Raw genomic sequence first — 19,172 nt, forward strand, 5'->3', positions numbered from 1 at the left:
TATTCTCAAACTTTAATGGGAACAACGGTGTCATTAACGCTTTTAGAGCCAAATGAAGCCGTTGCACACACTGTTTTTCAAATTATTAAAATGCTTGAGGATAAATTGACTGTTAACCGGCTATTTTCAGAAGTTATGTCAATTAATTTAGCTGCGGGTAAACACCCAGTGACAGTGAGTCAACCTATTTTTTCCCTAATTGAACAAGCTCAAAAAGTCAGTCTTTATTTCAATAGTTGCTTTAATTTTGCTATTGGCCCATTAGTTAAGCTTTGGAAGATTGGTTTCCAAGGTTATCAAGTACCATCTGCTGAATTAATAAAACAACAACTATTGTTAATTGATCCTAAAAATGTCGAACTTGATACAAACACACATTCCGTTTTTTTAAAAAAAACTGGAATGGAAATTGATTTAGGTGCAATTGCTAAAGGGTATATTGCTGATATCGTCAAATTGGTTTTACTCGAAAATCAAGTGTATCAAGGTATTATTAACTTAGGTGGAAATGTATTAACTTTAGGTGAGTGTTTAACAGAACAAAGTGGTTATTGGAATATAGGATTAAGAAAACCGTTTTCAATTAGTGATGAGCTGTCTGGCGTTATTAAAGTTAAAAATAAATCAGTTGTCACATCGGGAATTTATGAGCGCTTTTTTATGCAAAAAAATAAACTTTATCATCACATATTTAATCCCAAAACAGGCTATCCGTTGGACAACGAACTTGAAAGTGTGACAATAATTTCAGATTCTTCATTAGAAGGCGATATTTATTCGACTGTTTTTTATGGATGGGGGATTGAGAAAAGTAAGGCGTATTTGCGAAAGAATCAAAATTTATCAGCCATATTTTTGCTAAAAAATAAAACTATAGCATTAATAAATCCTGATAACTTTAGTTTTCAAAAAACCGATACTCAATACACTATAAAAATAGATTAATTATTCAATTTGCAATAAATGCGATTTTAGTTAACGATATAATTTTATTATTTTTTATCAATTTTGTTTTTGTGTAAATGACTTAATATATAGGTCTTTTCACAAAAAACATTCAGGTGGATTATTGATTTTATTGAATTTTTTTTGATTATGCAAACATGAGCAATTATAAATAATAGCCAAACAAAGAATAGTATTATTGTAACTGAATTAAATCTTATAAATTAAATAATATTTAAGTTAAAAAGGAAAATATTATGAGCGTAGTAAAGAAACCACCAGTAAAATGGTTGCCACTTATCATTATTGTGGTAATTTCAGCGATATTTTGGTTGTTTGTATCTCCACCTGAAGGTATTAGTCAAGAGGGTTGGCAAACCAGCATCATTTTTGTTGCAACAATTGCCAGTATTGTTGCCGAAATAATGCCAATTGGCGCAATTGGTCTATTAGCAATTACTGTTTTTGCTGTATTGAGACCATCTGGTGCAACAACAGCGACTGAGTCAATAAAAATCTCGTTAAGCGAATTAAATAGTAGTCTTATTTGGTTAATTGTTATTGCCTTTATGATCGCTCGTGGTTTTATCAAAACAGGTTTAAGTAAACGAATAGCCTATTATCTTGTTAAAATTTTGGGTAAAAATACCTTAGGACTTGCTTATGGTTTATCCGTTACTGATATTGCATTGGCACCAGCTATTCCAAGTACAACAGCACGTGCTGGCGGAGTTATTTATCCAATAGCGGAAGCGCTAGCAATTAATTTTAAATCCAATCCTAAAGATGAATCAAGAAACCGTATAGGTACTTTTTTAATGCTAACTATTAGCCATGTAAATGATATCACCTCGGCAATGTTTCTAACGGCATTTACAGGAAATTTATTAGCCGCTAAATTAGTTACAACATCACTAGGTATTACATTAGGGTGGGGGGAATGGTTTGTTGCAGCAATTGGGCCATGTTTAGTTTCATTCGTTGTGATACCTTTGGTGATTTACTTTCTGACTAATCCAGAATTAAAAAGAACACCGGAAGCGCCAAAATTAGCGGCTGAAGAATTAAAGAAAATGGGGGTAATTACTGTTAAAGAAATCATTATGGGTGTTACTGTTGTACTTTTGTTAGCGCTTTGGATTTTTGGTAAAAACTTCGGTATTGATTCAACAACTACTGCGTTTATTGGCTTAACTATTTTGATCTTATCTGGTGTATTAAGCTGGGATGATATTAAAGGAGAAAAAGCTGCCTGGGACACATTAATTTGGTTTGCGGCATTACTTATGATGGCGGGGCAAGTTAATAAACTTGGTGTAACAAAATGGTTAGGGGACACAATAGGTGTAGCTGTACAAGGTCATTTAGATGAAAGTAGTTGGGTATTAGTTTTAGTTATTTTATGTGTTGCCTATGTTTATTTACATTATTTCTTTGCAAGTGGAAATGCTCATATTGCTGCATTATTTCCCGTTTTCTTATCGATCGCTATTGCCTTAGGCGTACCAACTCTAACTGCAATTTTTGCGTTGGTTATTTGTACTAACTACTTTGGATCAATTACACAGTTTGCAAATGCTCGAAATCCACTATTATTTGCCGAAGGTTTTGTGCCAGTAAAAACTTGGTGGAAAATTGGGTTTATTTGTAGTGTTGTAAATCTAATTATCGTATTTACTGTTGGAATTTTATGGTGGAAGATTATTGGTTTGGGTTAATATTAGTAAATAGTTAACTTATTTCTTGTTTCGATACCGCCAATTGATATGGCGGTATTTTATATATAACTTAATTTTTATAATTAACAAACTGCAATTGAAAGTTTCAAATCCTCAATGCCTTTCCAATATTTTTGTTTTTGTTCTAAATCAAGTAATATCAATTTATTATTTTCAACAAACTTCTAGTTAACTTCTAGTCACTTAGGGCTATCAATTAAATCATAAAGCACTCCTTCACGTAATGCGCATGGACTAAATTGTAAAGCTTTTAACCCAAACGCATTAAAAACCCCACTAAGTATAGCTAGCCCGCTAACAAATACATTTTTCCTTTCATTAGAAATTGATGGATAATCAATTTCTTGAAAAGAGTTAAATTTTAAAACATAACTAATTAAATCATCGAGCCTTTTGGGAGTAATAATTCCATCACAAACACCAATATCTAACAAGATACGATAAATAGACTTAGTAGTTCCAGATGTGCCAAATGCAATAGTAATATTTTGTTTTTTTATAATATTAATCAAGCTTTCAATTTGTTGTTCGGCGGCAAGCTTTGCTTGTTCAAATGAAATAGCGTTAATTTTATTTTCATGAAAAAACTGTTTAGCATAAGTTATGCATCCCATAGGGCGACTAGCAACAATCAAAGGTTTTAGATCATTTCCTCTACCTACTGCAATTTCTGTAGAGCCTCCACCGATATCTATTACAAATTTAGTATCATTTGACGATGCTGGTTCAGATGTCATGGTTCCTAAATAAATAAGACGAGCTTCTTCTTGTCCCGATATGATTTCTATCGGAAATGGAAATACTTTAGCCGCAGCCATTAAAAATTTATATCTATTTTTTGCAACCCGTAGTGTATGAGTTGCTACAACGCGAATATGTTCAGGTGGAAAGCCTTTCAACCTTTCAGCAAATAGTGTAAGACATTCGACACTTTGCATAATGCATGATTTACTTAGTTGGTTATTAGCATTAAGCCCTGTAGCGAGATAAATATTTTTTTTATTTTTATAAATAATCTGTATAGCACCATCTATAATACGAGCAATAACCATGTGAAAACTATTTGAACCAAGATCAACTACGGCATATTCATTGAATTTATTCACTTTAAATTCCTTATTCAACTGATTCTAACTGATTCAAATAATCATAAATGGCATATTGTGCTCTAATTTTTTTCTTATTACCTCTTTGCACATAATTATTAGTTGCATCTTTATCAATAATACGAGCTTTTACATTATCATTGCACTGAATATTAAAAATATTATGAATAGTTGATTTTATTATTGGGTCAAAGATTTTTACACCCACTTCAATACGATTATCTAGGTTACGAGGCATCCAATCAGCAGAAGAAATATAAGTATCTTTTTTCCCATCATTTTCGAAAATATACACACGAGCATGTTCTAAAAACTGATCAACAATACTTGTGACAGTAATATTTTCGCTTAAATTAGGAATTTTTGGTATCAAGACACAAGTTCCTCTTACTACAATTCTAATTTTTACACCTGCACAAGATGCACGGTATAATTGGTCGATCATATCTTTATCGGTTATTGCATTGAGTTTTAAATAGATACCAGCTACTTTACCTGCTTTAGCATTATTTATTTCTTGTTGAATAAATTCATAAAATCTCAATCGGGTATTTTGTGGAGACACAAGTAAATGATGGAACGAAACTGGTTTAAATGGGTTTTCAATGAAATTAAATACATTTTTAACTTCATCTGTAATTACAGGATCTGCAGTTAATAACGAAAAATCGGTATAAATTCTTGCAGTCCTTTCATTAAAATTACCTGAACCAATATGGGCATAACGAACAATTTCGCCATTTTCTTTACGATCAATCAAAAATAATTTGGCGTGGATCTTTAGTTTTGGTTGTGAATAGATAACTTTAATTCCACTACTAATTAATCGTTTTGCCCATTTTATATTTGCCTCTTCATCAAACCTTGCTTGTAATTCAACAACTACAGTGACCTTTTTACCATTATTGGCAGCATTAATGGCCGCATGAATAAAGCGGGAATCTTTTGCAACTCGGTAAATATTCATGCGAATATGTGTAACAGATGGATCAAACGAAGCTTGGCGCATAATTTCTAATACGTGTCCAAAAGAGTAGTAGGGATAATAAAGCAACACATCTCGATCTTTAATCGCATCAAACGAATTACGGAATTGTTTAAATCGATTATAACTTAAACTAGGAATTTTTTTATTTAATAGCTTTTTTTGTCCAAAGTCTGGAAATTTCACAAGATCTTTAAAATTAGGATAGCGCCCACTTGGCATTGCGTCTTGTTCAGTTAATAACAATTTATTAATTAATAACTCAAATAATGCTTTTGGCATATCTTTTTGATAAGTAAAACGAACAGGCTGTGCAGTCAAACGTTGTTTTAGACCTTGTGACATAAGTTCAAGCAAACTGTCTAACTCCGTGTTTAATTCGTATTCAGCATCTCTATTAATATTAATTGAATAGGCATTTAATTCTTTGGCATCAAAAAAAACCTTAAAAATATCGGGTAAACAGTAACGTAATATGTTATCCAAAAAAATGATTGATTTATTTTTAGTTGAAATTTCTGACGGTAATAACACAAAACGAGAAATATTATCTGTCGGTAATTCAAGTAACGCATAATTGGTTTTATCTTCACAAATAATTTCTACAGCTAAATAGGCATGATCATCTTTCAAAAATTGAATAAGTTCGGTATGACTATCGAGTAAGATAGGGGTAATGTATTGCCTAAGATTTTGTTTATAATAATTTTTTATCCAAGTTTCTTGGTAAGTTGAAAGTTGTCTTTCATTAATCAAAAAGATTTGATTTCTTGCCATTTCTAATAATAGTTCATTATAAAGTTGGTCAAACTGCAATTCTAGTTGAATAACTTTTTGGTTTACTTGGCGTAATAGGTTTTTAGAGTTAGAAGATGAGTTGGCTTGTTCTTGTTCAATAAGTACATATTTTTTTAAATTGGCAAACTGTACTTTATAAAACTCATCAAGATTACTTGAGTATATACCTAAAAAATGTATCCTCTCTATAAGTGGATTACTTTTATCAGCAGCTTCTTGTAAGACTCGCTGATTGAAAGATAACCAACTGAGTTCCTTAGGTAAATATACTTTTTCTTCAATCATTTTAATCTTTCAAACTCTATTAATAGTATTTTATACAGGATATCTTATGTAAAAAAAAAAGCTAGCATGTAGCTAGCTTTTTTATTGCAGGACAAATAATAAGTATACCGTTTTAAATACGGTGAACAGATGTTGTGTTAGTAGTTCCACTTGGTACTAAAGCACCAGATACCATCACAATAATATCTCCTTGTTGTAAACCGCATACTTTCACAGCCATCTCTTTACCTAAACGATAAAAATCGTCAGTTGAGTTAATTGAATCAATTAAAATAGGCTCTACACCTTTTGTCACAGCTAATTGATTAACAGTTTTTTGACTTGATGAAAGCGCTAAAATACGAGCTCTGGGGAAATAATGACGAACTTCCCTAGCTGATTTACCGCTACGAGTTGCAACAACAATTAATGGTACATTTAGACGCTCGGCAATTTCTACAGCTCCACAACAAACAGCCGAGGTTATACTCAACTTTTCTTCTTTTGATGTCAATACTAATGATGCTGGAATAGTGTTGTCAGTACGTTTACAGATAGTTGCCATGACATTCACTGTTTCAAGTGGATATTTCCCTTTGGCACTTTCACCTGAAAGCATAACTGCATCTGTGCCGTCAATAATTGCATTAGCTACATCACCAGCTTCTGCACGAGTTGGGCGTGGGTTTTTAATCATTGAATCAAGCATTTGTGTTGCTGTAATAACTGGTTTAGATGCTTTATTACATTTCTTGATCATCATTTTTTGAGCAAAAATAACTTCTTCAACAGCGATCTCAACTCCTAAATCACCACGTGCAACCATAATGCCGTCAGAAGCATCAAGAATTTCATCAAAATTATCTAAACCTTCTTGGTTTTCAATTTTAGATATAATTTTAATGTTTTCACCACCATGAACTTTTAAGTGAGCACGAATATCTTCTACATCAGAACGTTTACGAATAAATGATGCAGCAATAAAGTCAACACCTTGTTCACAACCAAAAATGAGGTCATTTTTATCTTTTTCTGCTAGTGCTGGCAATTTAATTGAAACACCAGGTAAATTAATACCTTTATTTTCACCAAGTTCACCATTATTTAAAACAGTACAGATAACCTCATTACTTTTAATTTCTTTAACGTCCATAGCAATTAAGCCGTCATCAACTAAAACACGATTACCAGGTTTAAGGTCATGCGCAAAACCATCGTAAGTTACAGCTACACGGTCTTTATTTCCGATAACATTTTTGTCTGTGGTAAACGTGAATGTTTGACCAGCAACTAGGGATACATCATTACCCCCTTCTAATTTGATAGTGCGAATTTCAGGGCCTTTGGTGTCTAGCATAATAGCGGCTTTTAAACCGGTTTCTTGCATTACTTCACGTAAATTTTTGATACGGTTGCCATGTTCTTCGTAATCACCATGCGAAAAATTTAAACGCATAACATTCATGCCAGCATTTAATAATTTTGCTAACATTTCTTTTGATTCAGATTTTGGTCCGATCGTACAAACAATTTTTGTCTTTTTCATAATAGTATCTACTTAGTAATTTATTTAATGTTAAGGTTAATGTTTTAATTCAATTTAAAAAATTCGATAAATCAACTTTTTGCAAAAAAAAACCAATGGCAAAGCATTGGTAGTTTTATTGGTTAAAAAAGGTGTTTGTAGCTCAATATGGCCACTAAGATCACACAAAATATTTGAAGAATATGATAATTTCATCAATAAGTTAAATCTTTTAAAAATTGTTATTATTATATTCTTAACAGTATTTTAAATAAAGTTTTTTATCTTAAATATACTTTATTGTTTATAAAATATATTTAATTATAATAATTAATTGTTTAAATTACATTAGGTCTTTAAGTTGATAAACTAGTGTGTTAGTGTCATTTTTCAAAGTTAGTTGATTGTTTTTTAATTCAATCTTAGTGCCATCAGTAATTAATTTTTCAATTACATAATCTAATTGATTTAATTGGTCATCATTACAAAGCATTTTAGTCATCACTATACCACTACCTTTTATGCTACCGTTGTCTAAAGTAACTTTACCAGAAAAATGGTTACACATTTTACCTGTAATTGTCATGTTTTCACCAAATATAATTTCAGCTTGATCATCTAATGAAATATCTTGACCGTTTGCTTTAATGAGCACAAAACGATGATGCATAAGATCGACTTCTTGTAGAGTTTTTGGTCCCTCACATCCAGAGAGAACCAATGAGGCTGTAAATAGAGCAGTTAACAAGGACGTTTTTTTCATTTGAACTCCTAATAATAGGTTAATTTTGTTATAATTAGGCATTAATGAGACTTTAATTAAAATATTTGACACGCTATGCTATCTCAACAGCAATTAAAAAATCTTGACTCAATGACTTTCCTAAACAAGCATAAAATAATAAAATTAGCTAAGAAAAGTCAAACTATAGCTGATATAGATTCTGCCATACAAGATGCTAACTTACATTATCAAAGCAGAATAGAATCGTTACCGAAAAATATTGTTTTTCCCAAAAATTTGCCTGTAATTGAAAAAAAACAAGAAATTTATTATGCTATTAAACATAATCAAGTGGTTATAATTGCTGGTGAAACTGGCTCGGGAAAAACAACACAAATTCCCAAAATCTGTTTAGAATTAGGCTTAGGCGTGAAAGGCTATATTGGTCATACTCAACCAAGACGATTAGCGGCACGTTCAGTAGCTAATCGTATCGCTGAAGAGCTAAAAACAGAAATAGGGCAGTTAGTTGGTTTTAAAGTAAGATTTTCCGATCATGTCAGTGACACAACCCTGATTAAATTAATGACCGACGGTATATTGCTTGCTGAAATTCAGAAAGATAAACTCTTACTACAATATGATACTATTATTATTGACGAAGCTCATGAACGCAGTTTGAATATTGATTTTATTTTAGGCTATCTTAAGCAATTATTATCTAAACGCCCAGACTTAAAAGTCATAATAACATCAGCGACTATTGATGTGGAACGTTTTTCTAAACACTTCAATGATGCTCCGATTATTGAAGTATCGGGTCGTACCTATCCTGTCGAGGTTAGATATCGTCCCCCAATCCTGAAAGAAGATGATAATAATGATAAAAGTTGTGATTTTCAACCGATTATAGATGCCATTGATGAATTATCAACTGAAAGTCTTGGGGATATATTAATCTTTTTAACAGGAGAACGAGAAATTCGAGATCTTGCTGATATACTAAATAAATTAGATCTTCGTCATACAGATATTTTACCTTTATATGCAAGATTATCAGTATCAGAACAAAATCGAATTTTTCAATCGCATACTAAACGTCGAATTGTCCTTGCTACTAATTTGGCAGAAACGTCATTAACCGTTCCAGGCATTAAATATGTGATCGATTCGGGTTTAGCCAGAATTAGTCGTTATAGCTATCGAACTAAAGTTCAGCGTTTACCGATTGAACCAATATCACAGGCCTCTGCCAATCAGCGTAAAGGACGTTGTGGGCGAACATCTAATGGTATCTGCATACGTTTATATGATGAACAAGATTTTTTATCTCGCCCCAAATTTACCGAACCCGAAATATTGCGAACCAATTTGGCTTCAGTAATATTACAAATGACATCATTAGGCTTAGGCGATATTGCCGCTTTTCCTTTTGTTGAAAAACCTGATTCAAAATTTATTCGTGATGGACTTCGCTTATTAGAGGAACTTGGGGCAATTTATACCATACAGAATAGATATCATTTAACTGAAATAGGTAAAATTTTAGCACAACTGCCAATTGATCCAAGATTAGCTAGGATGTTGGTTGAAGCAAGGCGCCTAGGGTGCATTAAAGAAATAATGATAATTACTGCTGCTTTATCGATTCAAGATCCAAGAGAAAGACCTTTTGATAAACAGCAAGCTTCGGATGAGAAACATCGTCGTTTTGTTGATAAGGAGTCAGATTTTATTTCTTTAATTAATTTATGGAACTACATTAAAGAACAACAGAACGTATTATCAGGGAATCAATTTAGACGATTATGCCAAAAAGAGTTTTTAAATTATCTTCGAATCCGTGAATGGCAAGATGTCTATACGCAAATTAGACAAACAATTAAGCAATTAGCGTTTCCGATTAATAGTAAAAAAGCTGATTATAATTCATTACATATTTCGTTACTAAGCGGTTTACTATCTCATATTGGAATAAAAGAGCTTGAAAAGCGTGAGTATATAGGTGCACGTAATATAAAATTTGCAATTTTTCCTAATTCAGCACTTTTCAAAAACCAACCCAAATGGTGTATTGCTAGTGAACTTGTTGAAACAAATAGATTATGGGGAAGAACAGCAGCAAAAATTGAAGCTGAATGGATTGAACCTATAGCTAAACATTTAGTGAAATATAACTATAACGAACCTAGGTGGTCTAAAAAGCAGGGCACAACAATAGCAAACGAAAAAGTAACTTTATTTGGGTTACCAATTGTTACTAATAGAATAGTAAATTACAGTAAAATTGATCCTATTTTAAGTCGCACCCTGTTTATTCGACATGCATTAGTTGAAGGTGATTGGTTCACAAGTCATAAATTTTACAAGCAAAATCAAAAATTGATTAATGAAGTTGAAGATTTAGAACATAAATCACGTCGTCAGGATATTTTAATTGATGATGATGAATTATTTGATTTCTATGATAAACGTATAGATAAATCCGTTATTTCATCTAGACATTTTGATAAATGGTGGATGCAGAAACAAAAATCTGATCCTGATTATCTTAATGTACAAAAAGAGATGCTGATCAAGCAATCAGCACAATTAATTAACTTAAATGATTTTCCTGATTTCTGGTATCAAGATCATTTTAAGCTAGCACTTAGTTATCACTTTGATATTGGTCATAACCGTGACGGCGTCACTATAAAAATTCCACTTGATATCTTAAACCAAATTAAAAACAAGGGATTCGATTGGCAAGTGCCAGGTTTTAGAAAAGATTTAATAATTGCATTAATCAAATCATTGCCTAAATCTTTACGACGAAACCTTGTCCCTGCACCAAATTATGCAGATGCATTTTTAGATAGGGTAGATACTACAGAAAAACCGCTTCTTGAATGCTTAGGAAATGAATTTCATAAAATGACTGGTGTGAAAATTACATCAGAAAATTGGCAATTAGAACAAGTCCCTGAACATTTAAAAATGAATTTTAGTATTATTGATAGTAATAATAACGAAATTGCTTCAAGTAAAGATTTTGATATGCTAAAACAGCAACTCAAAACTCAACTTCAACAAGCTTTATCATCTATTACTATTAATAAAAAAGATAACTCAATTGAGCAAAATAATTTGACAGATTGGATATTTGGAAAACTTCCTGATGTTTATGAAGAAAAGCAAAAAAACTATACTATTAAGGCTTATCCAGCAATTATTGATAATCAAAATTCCGTAAGTATAAAGTTAGTTGATAATCAATCAGAGCAACAAAGATTAACTAAATTAGGTTTAAGACGCTTATTAATGCTTAATATTCCCTCTCCAATCAAGTATTTACATGAAAAATTACCCAATAAATCGAAATTAAGTTTATATTTTAATTCGTTTGGTAACGTGTTAATGCTTATTGATGATTGTATCGCTTGTGGTGTTGATTATTTAATTGAAACAAATAATAAAGCAATACATTCAACTGATGATTATCAGCAATTACTTGATTATACTAAAACTCATATTAATGAAATAGTTGTTGGTATTGCTAAGCAAGTCGAATCAATACTAACTTTGCATTTTATCATTAATAAAAAGTTAAAAGGGCGCGTTGATTTATCTTTAGCATTTGCCTTGTCAGATATCAAACAGCAACTTAATAAATTAGTTTATAAAGGATTTGTTGCTCAATCAAGTTATAGAAGATTGAATGATATCTCTCGATATTTATCGGCAATTGAGAAAAGAATTGAAAAATTATTTCAAAATATGGCAAGAGATAGACAATCAATGAGCATTATAGAAGATGTTCAGAATCAGTATGATAATTGGGTTAATAGTCTACAAAAGAATCAACGATTAGATACAAAAGTGACTGATATCCGTTGGATGATTGAAGAATTAAGAGTCAATTTATTTGCTCAGCAACTTGGCACGTCATATCCAATTTCGGCAAAACGCATTAAGCAACAAATTAATGTATTAAAATCAAAATTATAGTCATTACTAAAAAATAGGGCGCTTATGCGCCCGATCATCTATTAAACTATCGATACAGGTCTACAAAAACAGTTATATTTGGACCATTTGAGTCATGGGCAATTCTAGCAATATGATAATACTTGGCCCCTGCATCAATAGCTCGTTTACCTGCTTGATAAGAAATTTCCTGATCAGTTACATAGTAACCTCTAAATTTAATTGTATCAAACGCAACCATTTTTGCCGCAGTTGCATCATTCAATTCTTGAATTTTTCGTCCATCCGGTAGAGTTACAGTGTAACGTGTAACACGCTGTGGCTCCGCTGCAGCCGTTGTAACTTGGGATTCAGAAGTATTAGTTGCTGTAGACGTTGTTGCTTTATGAGTGGCTTGATTAATGACTTTTACTTTATTATTAAATTTATCAGCATAAAATTTTTCATTAAAAGCTGAAGGAGAATAATAGCCAGGTTTCTCTACCTGCATAGCAGCATCACCACCTTGCGCTAGAGCTTGTTGGCCAGCTTCAGAGTCATATGGGATAGCATCCTCGGGTTGAAGTTTACGTTCAGGTGCATCTTTTTTAAACAAATAAGCAGCAACTTGAATATTACTACCTAATTCACTACGTGAATCAATATAATAAGCATAAGCACCTTTTTCTGATGCTTCCTTAGCAATTGCTTGGTTAATATCATATTCACTAGGAAAATAACCGCGAATACGCACAATGTTAAAAGGTTCTAAACGTATGGCTTTGGATTTTGGATATTCATAAATACCTTCAAATTTGCGAAAGCTTTCAGCTTGTTCTTCTGCTTTTGGAGCATCTGCCTTATATAATTTTGCATACACAATCCTTAAAGTATCATTAGAAGGACTGATATTAGTTGTGGTTATATAAAAGGAAGCTGCTCCTTCTTTATCCGCAGCTCTCGACATTGCCATAATATAATCACTATCAGTATAAAAAGCTCCGCGGATAGTTATACTTTTAAATGACTGTAAACCTTTAGCTTGTTGCTCCGTTAATTGTTGAGCAGCAAACGAAGAAAAAGAGGTTAGGGACATAGCAACTACAATAAGCGTGTTCTTTAAACTTGTCATATATTAAGACCTTCCAATAAATAATTTTGGTTAATTTAACATAAATAACTCTAATTACATAAATCTATTAAAGCATTTAAGTTTTTTATGAATAGGTATTTTCCTTTAGCTGTCAAAATATTAAGTTCTTGTAATTTTGATATATTTCTACTCACAGTTTCGATTGTCAAACCTAAATAGTTAGCAATATCCGCTCGACTCATCACGAGCTTAATATTTAATGAAGAATGGCCGCTTTTTTCATAGCGTTGATAAAGCGAATATATAAAAGTTGCTAACCGTTCATCCGCTTTTTTCTGCGAATAGCATAATACTAATTTTTGGTAATCATAAATATTAGAACTTAACAAATTACAAATTAAGTCCCTGACATTTTTCTGAGTATCAACCAACGACATTAGTTCATTATAATAAAGTTCGCAAACAAGGGTATTGCTAAGAGCTTGAATATTATTGTTATACACTTTGGTCGAAATTGAATCTAAACCAACAATATCACCAGGTAAATAAAAACCATTAATTTGTTGTTGATTATCGGAAGTGGTAACAAAAGTTTTTAATGCACCTGAATGAATAACATAGAATTTAGTAAAAGGTGTCTTAGCTTTAACTAATATTTCATTTTTTAGATAAGAAATTTTTCGCTGTAATATAGTATCCAACTTATTATTTAGTAACATAGGAATACAGAGAGCCCCTGCGCTACATAATTCACATGGGACAGAATAGCTTTTTGAGCGCAATGTCTTAAAAATATCTTGCATATTAACGAAAAATAATCACAGTTAGTAAAAACGATTAGAGTATCATATATCTATAATAAAACAACAATTGCTGACATAATTAATGTTTTTATTTATTGTTTAAAAGCACATGACGTTAAAGAAGATGCGCCCTTAATGATAACCAAACATTGTTTACGGTTTGCGTTTAATTTATGTCCAAAACAAGCAAAAGGAATTCAAGGAGTTAAAACTAAAGTTACGCCAATGAAATTAATTCAAAATAATGAAGAATTATTGCTAAAGTTCAATTGTAAAGCTTGTGAAATGCAAGTATGGGGTAAAATAAAAAAACACATTTTAAAAATGCCACTCGCAGGAAGTGAGATTATATTTATGGCAAAGAAATAAAGTTACTGAACAGTTATATAAGTTTCGTTATATTGATACAGAATCAATATTTGATTTTAATGTTGATGGTGTAACATTTGATAAAATGTTAATTTCTAATCCCTCTAATTATGAAATTTATCACCCTGATATTGTCGGTTTACCTTATTATCAGGACGTTTTTGTAAAGGTGCTTGAACATAAAAAAAGCATTAATTTTGATTTTCAACCTTGCAAAACCACAACTGATAAATACGGTTCAACGACAACTATTTGTATGCCTCCCAATGATAGTGATTACATTAACACCGATAGTGATTTTACATATCGATTGCGTGTTCATACTAACACTGATTTTAAATTAGCTCGAATTGATGCGATAGCGGGCAAATTATCGGATGTTCAAGATGTAGCTAAATTACCCTTGCAAAAGCAAGCTATTGATTATGCTGTTTTAGCAAAAATATTTAATGAGCTAATACGTGAAGCTTCTACACAAACAGATTACGAGGGTGTTCCGTTTAGTCCGTCAAAACCGATTACAGCAAATGAAATTAAGGCGGTAGCTCAGCAAAAGGGGTTAAATTTAACGCAGTATGATTTAATGTATTCAACCATTCCCGACAATGATTTTTTGCCAAATATAGAAAAGCATTACACTTCAATTATTAATAACACGACGAATAACATTAATAATAACAATAACGGAAACAATGAACATGATGAAGATGAAATTGATGAAGAGTTTATCCCGCCTGAGCTTGAGGAAATCCCAACAGGTACAGAAATATTATCATTTTTAGATGAATTGTTTCCGTTCTTACGTGATTTTGAGTTGAAAGAAAAATCGGCTGATTGTCCAACGGTTGATATTACGGTTTTTGATAAAAAATATACAATCGATAGTCAATGTCCGTTACTACAGCAAAATAAATCACTATTTCAAACGATTATGTTAATCGTCTGGGCGTTTGTTTCATTACGAATTATTTTAAAAGCATAAATAAAATAGGAGTTAATTCATGCCTGCTTTTTTGATGTCAATTGTTGCGTGGTTTGTGCGGTCAGTGCTTGTTAAGTTTTTAATTATGTTTGCCTTGTTTTTTGTGATGTCTGAGTTTATCCCTGTGTTAGTTAAATTATTGCCGAGTAGCACAAATTTAAAGGATTTATTCGTTTTATTGCCTGATTCTGTTTGGTATTTTCTTAATTATTTTAAAGTGCCGACGGGTATTACTATGGTGATTTCTGCACTGTTAACTCGTTTTTTAATTCGTCGTATTCCGATTATTGGTTAACGAATAAGAATAGAGGGAGATAAATTATGGCAATATCGGCTTATGTAGGCGTGCCAGGCTCAGGTAAAAGTTATGAGGTAGTAAAAAGCGTGCTGTTACCTGCTTATATGGCAGGTAGACGCATTGTAACTAATATAGAGGGCATTAAAGAAGAAGCCTTTAAAAGAGTATGCATTAACCACTAAAAAGACACAGGAAAGCGATTTAGGAGCAATTATTCATGTTACGGATAATGAGGTAATGCAAGATAACTTTTTTCCGTTTAAGACTGATGATAAGACAGTTCAAACAGTATGCCAAGCGGGGGATTTAATTGCAATCGATGAGTTATGGCGGATTTGGGGGAGTGATAGCAAAATACCGAATAATCATCGTTCATTTATTGCAGAGCATCGGCATTTTACAGATGAAAAAACGGGGTTATGTTGTGATTTAGTTGTCATTAATCAATCGGTGGCAAATTTACCGAGGTTTTTAAAAGACCGCATTGAAACAACGTATCGAATGTCTAAGCATGTGTCTTTGGGGCTAAAAAATCGGTATCGAGTAGATGTGTTTACTGGTACGAAGTTATTTAAAAATAATCGAGTAACGTATTACCAAGAAAAATATGACAAAGACATCTTTAAGCTTTATAAAAGTTATGATGGTGTTAATGGTGCTGAATCAACAACGGATAAACGTCAAAATGTATTTTCTAATAAACGCATTATATTCTTATTAATATTTATGTTGTTAATGTTTGTTGTTAGTGCATTTTTTATTTATAAATTTTTCACTTCTCGGCAAACTACAGCTAAAGCTACGACAGAAAATAAAACAGTATCAATACCGATTAATCAGAATTTATCGGTGATTAAACCTGAATTAACCTTACCAGAGCCTCAACTTTCTAATTCATGGCGGATAGCTGGAGAAATAAGACAAAATGGGGTATCACAAGTTATCTTAATTTCGAATACGGGAGCGATTAAATTAGAGCCTGCGAGTCAATTTATGTTTAACGGGTTGATTATGCAGGGAACGATTAACAATGAGATAGTGACTCGTTATTCAGGGCAGGGAGGAACGGGGCAATGATTAAATCTTTATTATTACGTTTTACGTTATTTTTTTACGTAATACTGTTATTTTTATCACGTAATGCATTGGCAAGCGGTGTAGAGTTTGAGCTAAACAGGGTTAAATTGCCTGATGCTATTAGTATTATATATAGTGAAATTTTTAAACGTCCATATATGTTGTCACCAGATTTAGCGAATGATGAACGATTATTGACATTGAGAATCACTAAAGAGATTGATGAACAGCAGTTTATAGAGCGTTATTTTTCAAATATGAATATCAAAATCTGGGATAAAAATGGGGTGGATTATATAGCGGTTTACACACCTAAACCAACAGCTCAGCCAACAGAAACTTTTATTTATACTCCAAAATATCGAAGTGTTAGTTATTTATCTGACATTTTAAGCAGTCAGGTACAAGGGGTATTTAATTCACAAGGGACGATATCGAATACCTCCCAGACAAGTTACAGCAGTGGGGACGTCAATCCCAATAGTGCTAGTGGTCAGTTTTCCCGTTCGGGTGATGTGTTGGTTTATCGTGGCACAAAAGCGGATATAAAATTAGTTAAACAGTTGTTGCCTAAAATTGATACGGTAACTGATGAGATATTGGTTACTGGTTATGTGGTTGAGGTGTCAACGACGAAGCAGGAAGGGAATGGCTTATCATTTATAGCTAATTTGCTGGATAGCAAATTAGGGGTACAAGTGAATTCAAATTATAATCCGTTAACTGGTAATTTGATAACCTTTTCTAGTGGCTCTTTTAGTGCTTTAGTGGAATTATTTAATAAAGATAATCACTTTAAAGTAATTAGCTCCCCGCAATTACGGGTTAAAAATGGCTCTAATGCGTCATTTAGTGTTGGCTCAGATGTGCCTGTTTTAGGCTCAACAACGTATCAGGACGGCAAACCGATTCAGTCAATAGAGTATCGTTCGTCGGGGGTATTATTTGATATTCGTTCTGAAATTAGACTAAACACGATTGATTTAACAATACAACAGCAGTTATCAAACTTTGTTAAAACGGAGACAGGGATTAACAATAGTCCAACGTTGATTAAACGTGATGTTAATACACAGGTATCAATAAAAAGCGGTGAAATTATAGTACTGGGTGGTTTAGCGGAAACTAAAAACGGTAATCATTCGACAGGTTTTACATTGCTACCGTTTTTAAAGTCATCAGGAAAAGAAAACAACAGAACGGATATCGTTGTTATTTTGCATGTTGAGAAGATAGAAAAATAATAAAATATTAAATTAATAAATAATAGGATAGCCTGTATTCGTTGTACCGCAGCTTTGCGAGGAACAACGAATATAGGCTATTTTTTATCCGTTTCAATAACTTCTTGGTTAGATTAATAATTTATCGTTTATACACAGTTTTTATCATGTATAATAGTCTTTTTTTGTTGATAATTGTACGGTGTTGAAATTGTCAATAGCAAGGCGGAAGTCGCAGTCACGAAGTGAACCGAGTGAGCACTTGACGAAGTGAACTATTGACAACTCTCCCAATTTTACCCTTTAGGCCAGGTGGAAAGGAACGCATAGCGAGCCTTTCCGCTTGGATGACCCCCAAAATTTAGTTATAATTCAGCCTAAATATCACAATAATAATTTATCAATAAACCAATATTAAATAGGAGTGGATCATGGCGACGTTTGATGAAAAAGAGTTTTTATTGGAAGAAGTTTATAATAGTGTCCGAATTTGTATATCCAAAGCAAAAGGTTATAGCAACGAATATACAGCAGATATGTTAGAAGATATTGCAAAATTAAGGGAGTTTAGACAAAAAATTGCTGACACTACCTATGAGGAAATTAATTATGAAACTGCATTAAAATTTTTCCAATTAATTGAAAATAAATATAAGTAATTAATATGAATAAGAATGAAATTTTATCTCAGATATGTATTCAAGAAAAAAGTAAAATAATTAATGATGTATGGAATGATATTCATATAGATCAACCCGAATTAATTTCACAGCAATCGAATCCCAAAGCTTATGTTATGGGAGGTCAACCTGGTGCAGGAAAGTCGACATCTACAAATAAACTTGAAACTAAATATAAAAATAATATTTTAACTATTGACTTAGATGCCTATCGAGAACGTCATCCAAACTTCAAAGCGTTATATGAAAAATATGGCAAAGATTCAGCCGTATATACCCACGAATTTGCGAGTGAAATTAAGGAGGAAATTCTAAAACGTGCGATTGAAGCTAAATACAACATCATTGTAGATGGCACATTAAAAAATACAAATAAAGCTAAAAAGCTTATAGAGACTTTAAAAAATAAAGGGTATCAAGTCGACGTTCTTATTCACACTTGCCCTAAAGAAGTAAGTTGGGATAGCGTAAATAACCGTTATGAAAATGCGTTAAAAGCTGGTCGAATTCCTCGTTATGTTCCTAAACATATACATGATAAAGTGGTTGCTGTACTGCCTAATAACGCAGATGAGTTAAGTAAATCTAGCCAAATCGAAAAGTTATCTGTTTA

General features: G+C 32.3%; 16 protein-coding genes and 1 pseudogene. 11 read left to right on the plus strand and 6 right to left on the minus strand.

The features are described from left to right. Positions 1-27 precede the first annotated feature (27 nt). Together A9G43_RS05920 and A9G43_RS05925 are read left to right on the plus strand one after the other, a co-directional pair. A complete protein-coding gene (locus A9G43_RS05920; RefSeq protein ID WP_218058624.1) occupies positions 28-945 on the plus strand; it encodes an FAD:protein FMN transferase in 918 nt (305 codons plus the stop codon). Positions 946-1,202: 257 nt separating this feature from the next. Continuing rightward, positions 1,203-2,663 (plus strand): DASS family sodium-coupled anion symporter, encoded by a 1,461-nt coding sequence (locus A9G43_RS05925; RefSeq protein WP_065607443.1) that lies wholly within the window; start codon positions 1,203-1,205, stop codon positions 2,661-2,663. A 200-nt stretch (positions 2,664-2,863) separates the two neighbouring features. Here the strand turns inward: A9G43_RS05925 and A9G43_RS05930 are convergent, their stop codons facing one another. The 4 genes from A9G43_RS05930 to A9G43_RS05945 form a co-directional block, all read right to left on the minus strand. Next, entirely contained in the window at positions 2,864-3,790 is a 927-nt protein-coding gene (locus tag A9G43_RS05930; RefSeq protein WP_065607445.1) for a Ppx/GppA phosphatase family protein, read from the minus strand. Between the two features lie 10 nt (positions 3,791-3,800). Then, positions 3,801-5,858 carry a polyphosphate kinase 1 gene (gene ppk1, locus A9G43_RS05935; RefSeq protein ID WP_065607446.1) on the minus strand — a complete coding sequence of 686 codons (2,058 nt, stop codon included), beginning with the start codon at positions 5,856-5,858 and terminating at the stop codon, positions 3,801-3,803. A 112-nt stretch (positions 5,859-5,970) separates the two neighbouring features. Then, complete coding sequence (pykF, locus tag A9G43_RS05940; RefSeq protein ID WP_065607448.1) at positions 5,971-7,383, minus strand: pyruvate kinase PykF; 1,413 nt, start codon at positions 7,381-7,383, stop codon at positions 5,971-5,973. Positions 7,384-7,705: 322 nt separating this feature from the next. Beyond that, on the minus strand, positions 7,706-8,125 hold the full coding sequence (locus A9G43_RS05945; protein ID WP_065607449.1) for an META domain-containing protein: 420 nt from the start codon (positions 8,123-8,125) through the stop codon (positions 7,706-7,708). A gap of 111 nt (positions 8,126-8,236) precedes the next feature. Here A9G43_RS05945 and hrpA point away from each other — a divergent pair, with 111 nt between their 5' ends. Continuing rightward, positions 8,237-12,076, plus strand: a complete 3,840-nt coding sequence (gene hrpA / locus A9G43_RS05950; RefSeq protein WP_176701710.1) for an ATP-dependent RNA helicase HrpA — start codon at positions 8,237-8,239, stop codon at positions 12,074-12,076. Positions 12,077-12,122: 46 nt separating this feature from the next. Here the strand turns inward: hrpA and A9G43_RS05955 are convergent, their stop codons facing one another. Both A9G43_RS05955 and A9G43_RS05960 read right to left on the minus strand, forming a co-directional pair. Then, positions 12,123-13,166: a YdgH/BhsA/McbA-like domain containing protein gene (locus tag A9G43_RS05955; RefSeq protein WP_065607451.1), complete on the minus strand. Its 1,044-nt coding sequence runs from the start codon at positions 13,164-13,166 to the stop codon at positions 12,123-12,125. 50 nt (positions 13,167-13,216) lie between these two features. After that, on the minus strand, positions 13,217-13,846 hold the full coding sequence (locus tag A9G43_RS05960; protein WP_176701708.1) for a helix-turn-helix domain-containing protein: 630 nt from the start codon (positions 13,844-13,846) through the stop codon (positions 13,217-13,219). A gap of 186 nt (positions 13,847-14,032) precedes the next feature. Here A9G43_RS05960 and A9G43_RS05965 point away from each other — a divergent pair. The 8 genes and pseudogenes from A9G43_RS05965 to A9G43_RS05995 all read left to right on the plus strand — a co-directional run. Then, positions 14,033-14,299, plus strand: a pseudogene (locus A9G43_RS05965) (collagenase-like protease); the annotation flags it as partial. Beyond that, on the plus strand, positions 14,271-15,281 hold the full coding sequence (locus A9G43_RS05970; protein ID WP_065607457.1) for a hypothetical protein: 1,011 nt from the start codon (positions 14,271-14,273) through the stop codon (positions 15,279-15,281). The pseudogene A9G43_RS05965 and the gene A9G43_RS05970, both read left to right, overlap by 29 nt. A gap of 19 nt (positions 15,282-15,300) precedes the next feature. Continuing rightward, positions 15,301-15,576: a DUF2523 family protein gene (locus tag A9G43_RS05975; RefSeq protein WP_065607458.1), complete on the plus strand. Its 276-nt coding sequence runs from the start codon at positions 15,301-15,303 to the stop codon at positions 15,574-15,576. A 26-nt stretch (positions 15,577-15,602) separates the two neighbouring features. Beyond that, positions 15,603-15,761, plus strand: a complete 159-nt coding sequence (locus tag A9G43_RS11145) for a zonular occludens toxin domain-containing protein (RefSeq protein WP_218058625.1) — start codon at positions 15,603-15,605, stop codon at positions 15,759-15,761. Positions 15,762-15,816: 55 nt separating this feature from the next. Continuing rightward, on the plus strand, positions 15,817-16,656 hold the full coding sequence (locus A9G43_RS05980; protein WP_218058626.1) for a zonular occludens toxin domain-containing protein: 840 nt from the start codon (positions 15,817-15,819) through the stop codon (positions 16,654-16,656). Continuing rightward, a complete protein-coding gene (locus A9G43_RS05985) occupies positions 16,653-17,900 on the plus strand; it encodes a type II secretion system protein GspD (RefSeq protein WP_065607460.1) in 1,248 nt (415 codons plus the stop codon). Before A9G43_RS05980 ends, A9G43_RS05985 begins: the two co-directional genes overlap by 4 nt. Positions 17,901-18,310: 410 nt before the next feature. Then, positions 18,311-18,538 carry a hypothetical protein gene (locus tag A9G43_RS05990; RefSeq protein WP_065606986.1) on the plus strand — a complete coding sequence of 76 codons (228 nt, stop codon included), beginning with the start codon at positions 18,311-18,313 and terminating at the stop codon, positions 18,536-18,538. A gap of 5 nt (positions 18,539-18,543) precedes the next feature. Then, the coding region (locus A9G43_RS05995; protein ID WP_176701709.1) for a zeta toxin family protein at positions 18,544-19,172 on the plus strand (629 nt) is incomplete at its 3' end.

The organism is Gilliamella sp. Occ3-1 (genome assembly GCF_001690655.1).
Classification (GTDB): Bacteria; Pseudomonadota; Gammaproteobacteria; order Enterobacterales; family Orbaceae; genus Gilliamella; species Gilliamella apicola_P.

Bases quoted from the DNA above. Each gene is read 5' to 3' on its own strand.
- hrpA (WP_176701710.1), top strand. From the start codon at position 8,237: ATGACTTTCCTAAACAAGCATAAAATAATAAAATTAGCTAAGAAAAGT.
- A9G43_RS05975 (WP_065607458.1), top strand. From the start codon at position 15,301: ATGCCTGCTTTTTTGATGTCAATTGTTGCGTGGTTTGTGCGGTCAGTG.
- A9G43_RS05990 (WP_065606986.1), top strand. From the start codon at position 18,311: ATGGCGACGTTTGATGAAAAAGAGTTTTTATTGGAAGAAGTTTATAAT.
- A9G43_RS05945 (WP_065607449.1), bottom strand. From the start codon at position 8,125: ATGAAAAAAACGTCCTTGTTAACTGCTCTATTTACAGCCTCATTGGTT.
- ppk1 (WP_065607446.1), bottom strand. From the start codon at position 5,858: ATGATTGAAGAAAAAGTATATTTACCTAAGGAACTCAGTTGGTTATCT.
- pykF (WP_065607448.1), bottom strand. From the start codon at position 7,383: ATGAAAAAGACAAAAATTGTTTGTACGATCGGACCAAAATCTGAATCA.
- A9G43_RS05980 (WP_218058626.1), top strand. From the start codon at position 15,817: ATGCAAGATAACTTTTTTCCGTTTAAGACTGATGATAAGACAGTTCAA.
- A9G43_RS05925 (WP_065607443.1), top strand. From the start codon at position 1,203: ATGAGCGTAGTAAAGAAACCACCAGTAAAATGGTTGCCACTTATCATT.
- A9G43_RS11145 (WP_218058625.1), top strand. From the start codon at position 15,603: ATGGCAATATCGGCTTATGTAGGCGTGCCAGGCTCAGGTAAAAGTTAT.
- A9G43_RS05955 (WP_065607451.1), bottom strand. From the start codon at position 13,166: ATGACAAGTTTAAAGAACACGCTTATTGTAGTTGCTATGTCCCTAACC.
- A9G43_RS05960 (WP_176701708.1), bottom strand. From the start codon at position 13,846: ATGTTACTAAATAATAAGTTGGATACTATATTACAGCGAAAAATTTCT.
- A9G43_RS05985 (WP_065607460.1), top strand. From the start codon at position 16,653: ATGATTAAATCTTTATTATTACGTTTTACGTTATTTTTTTACGTAATA.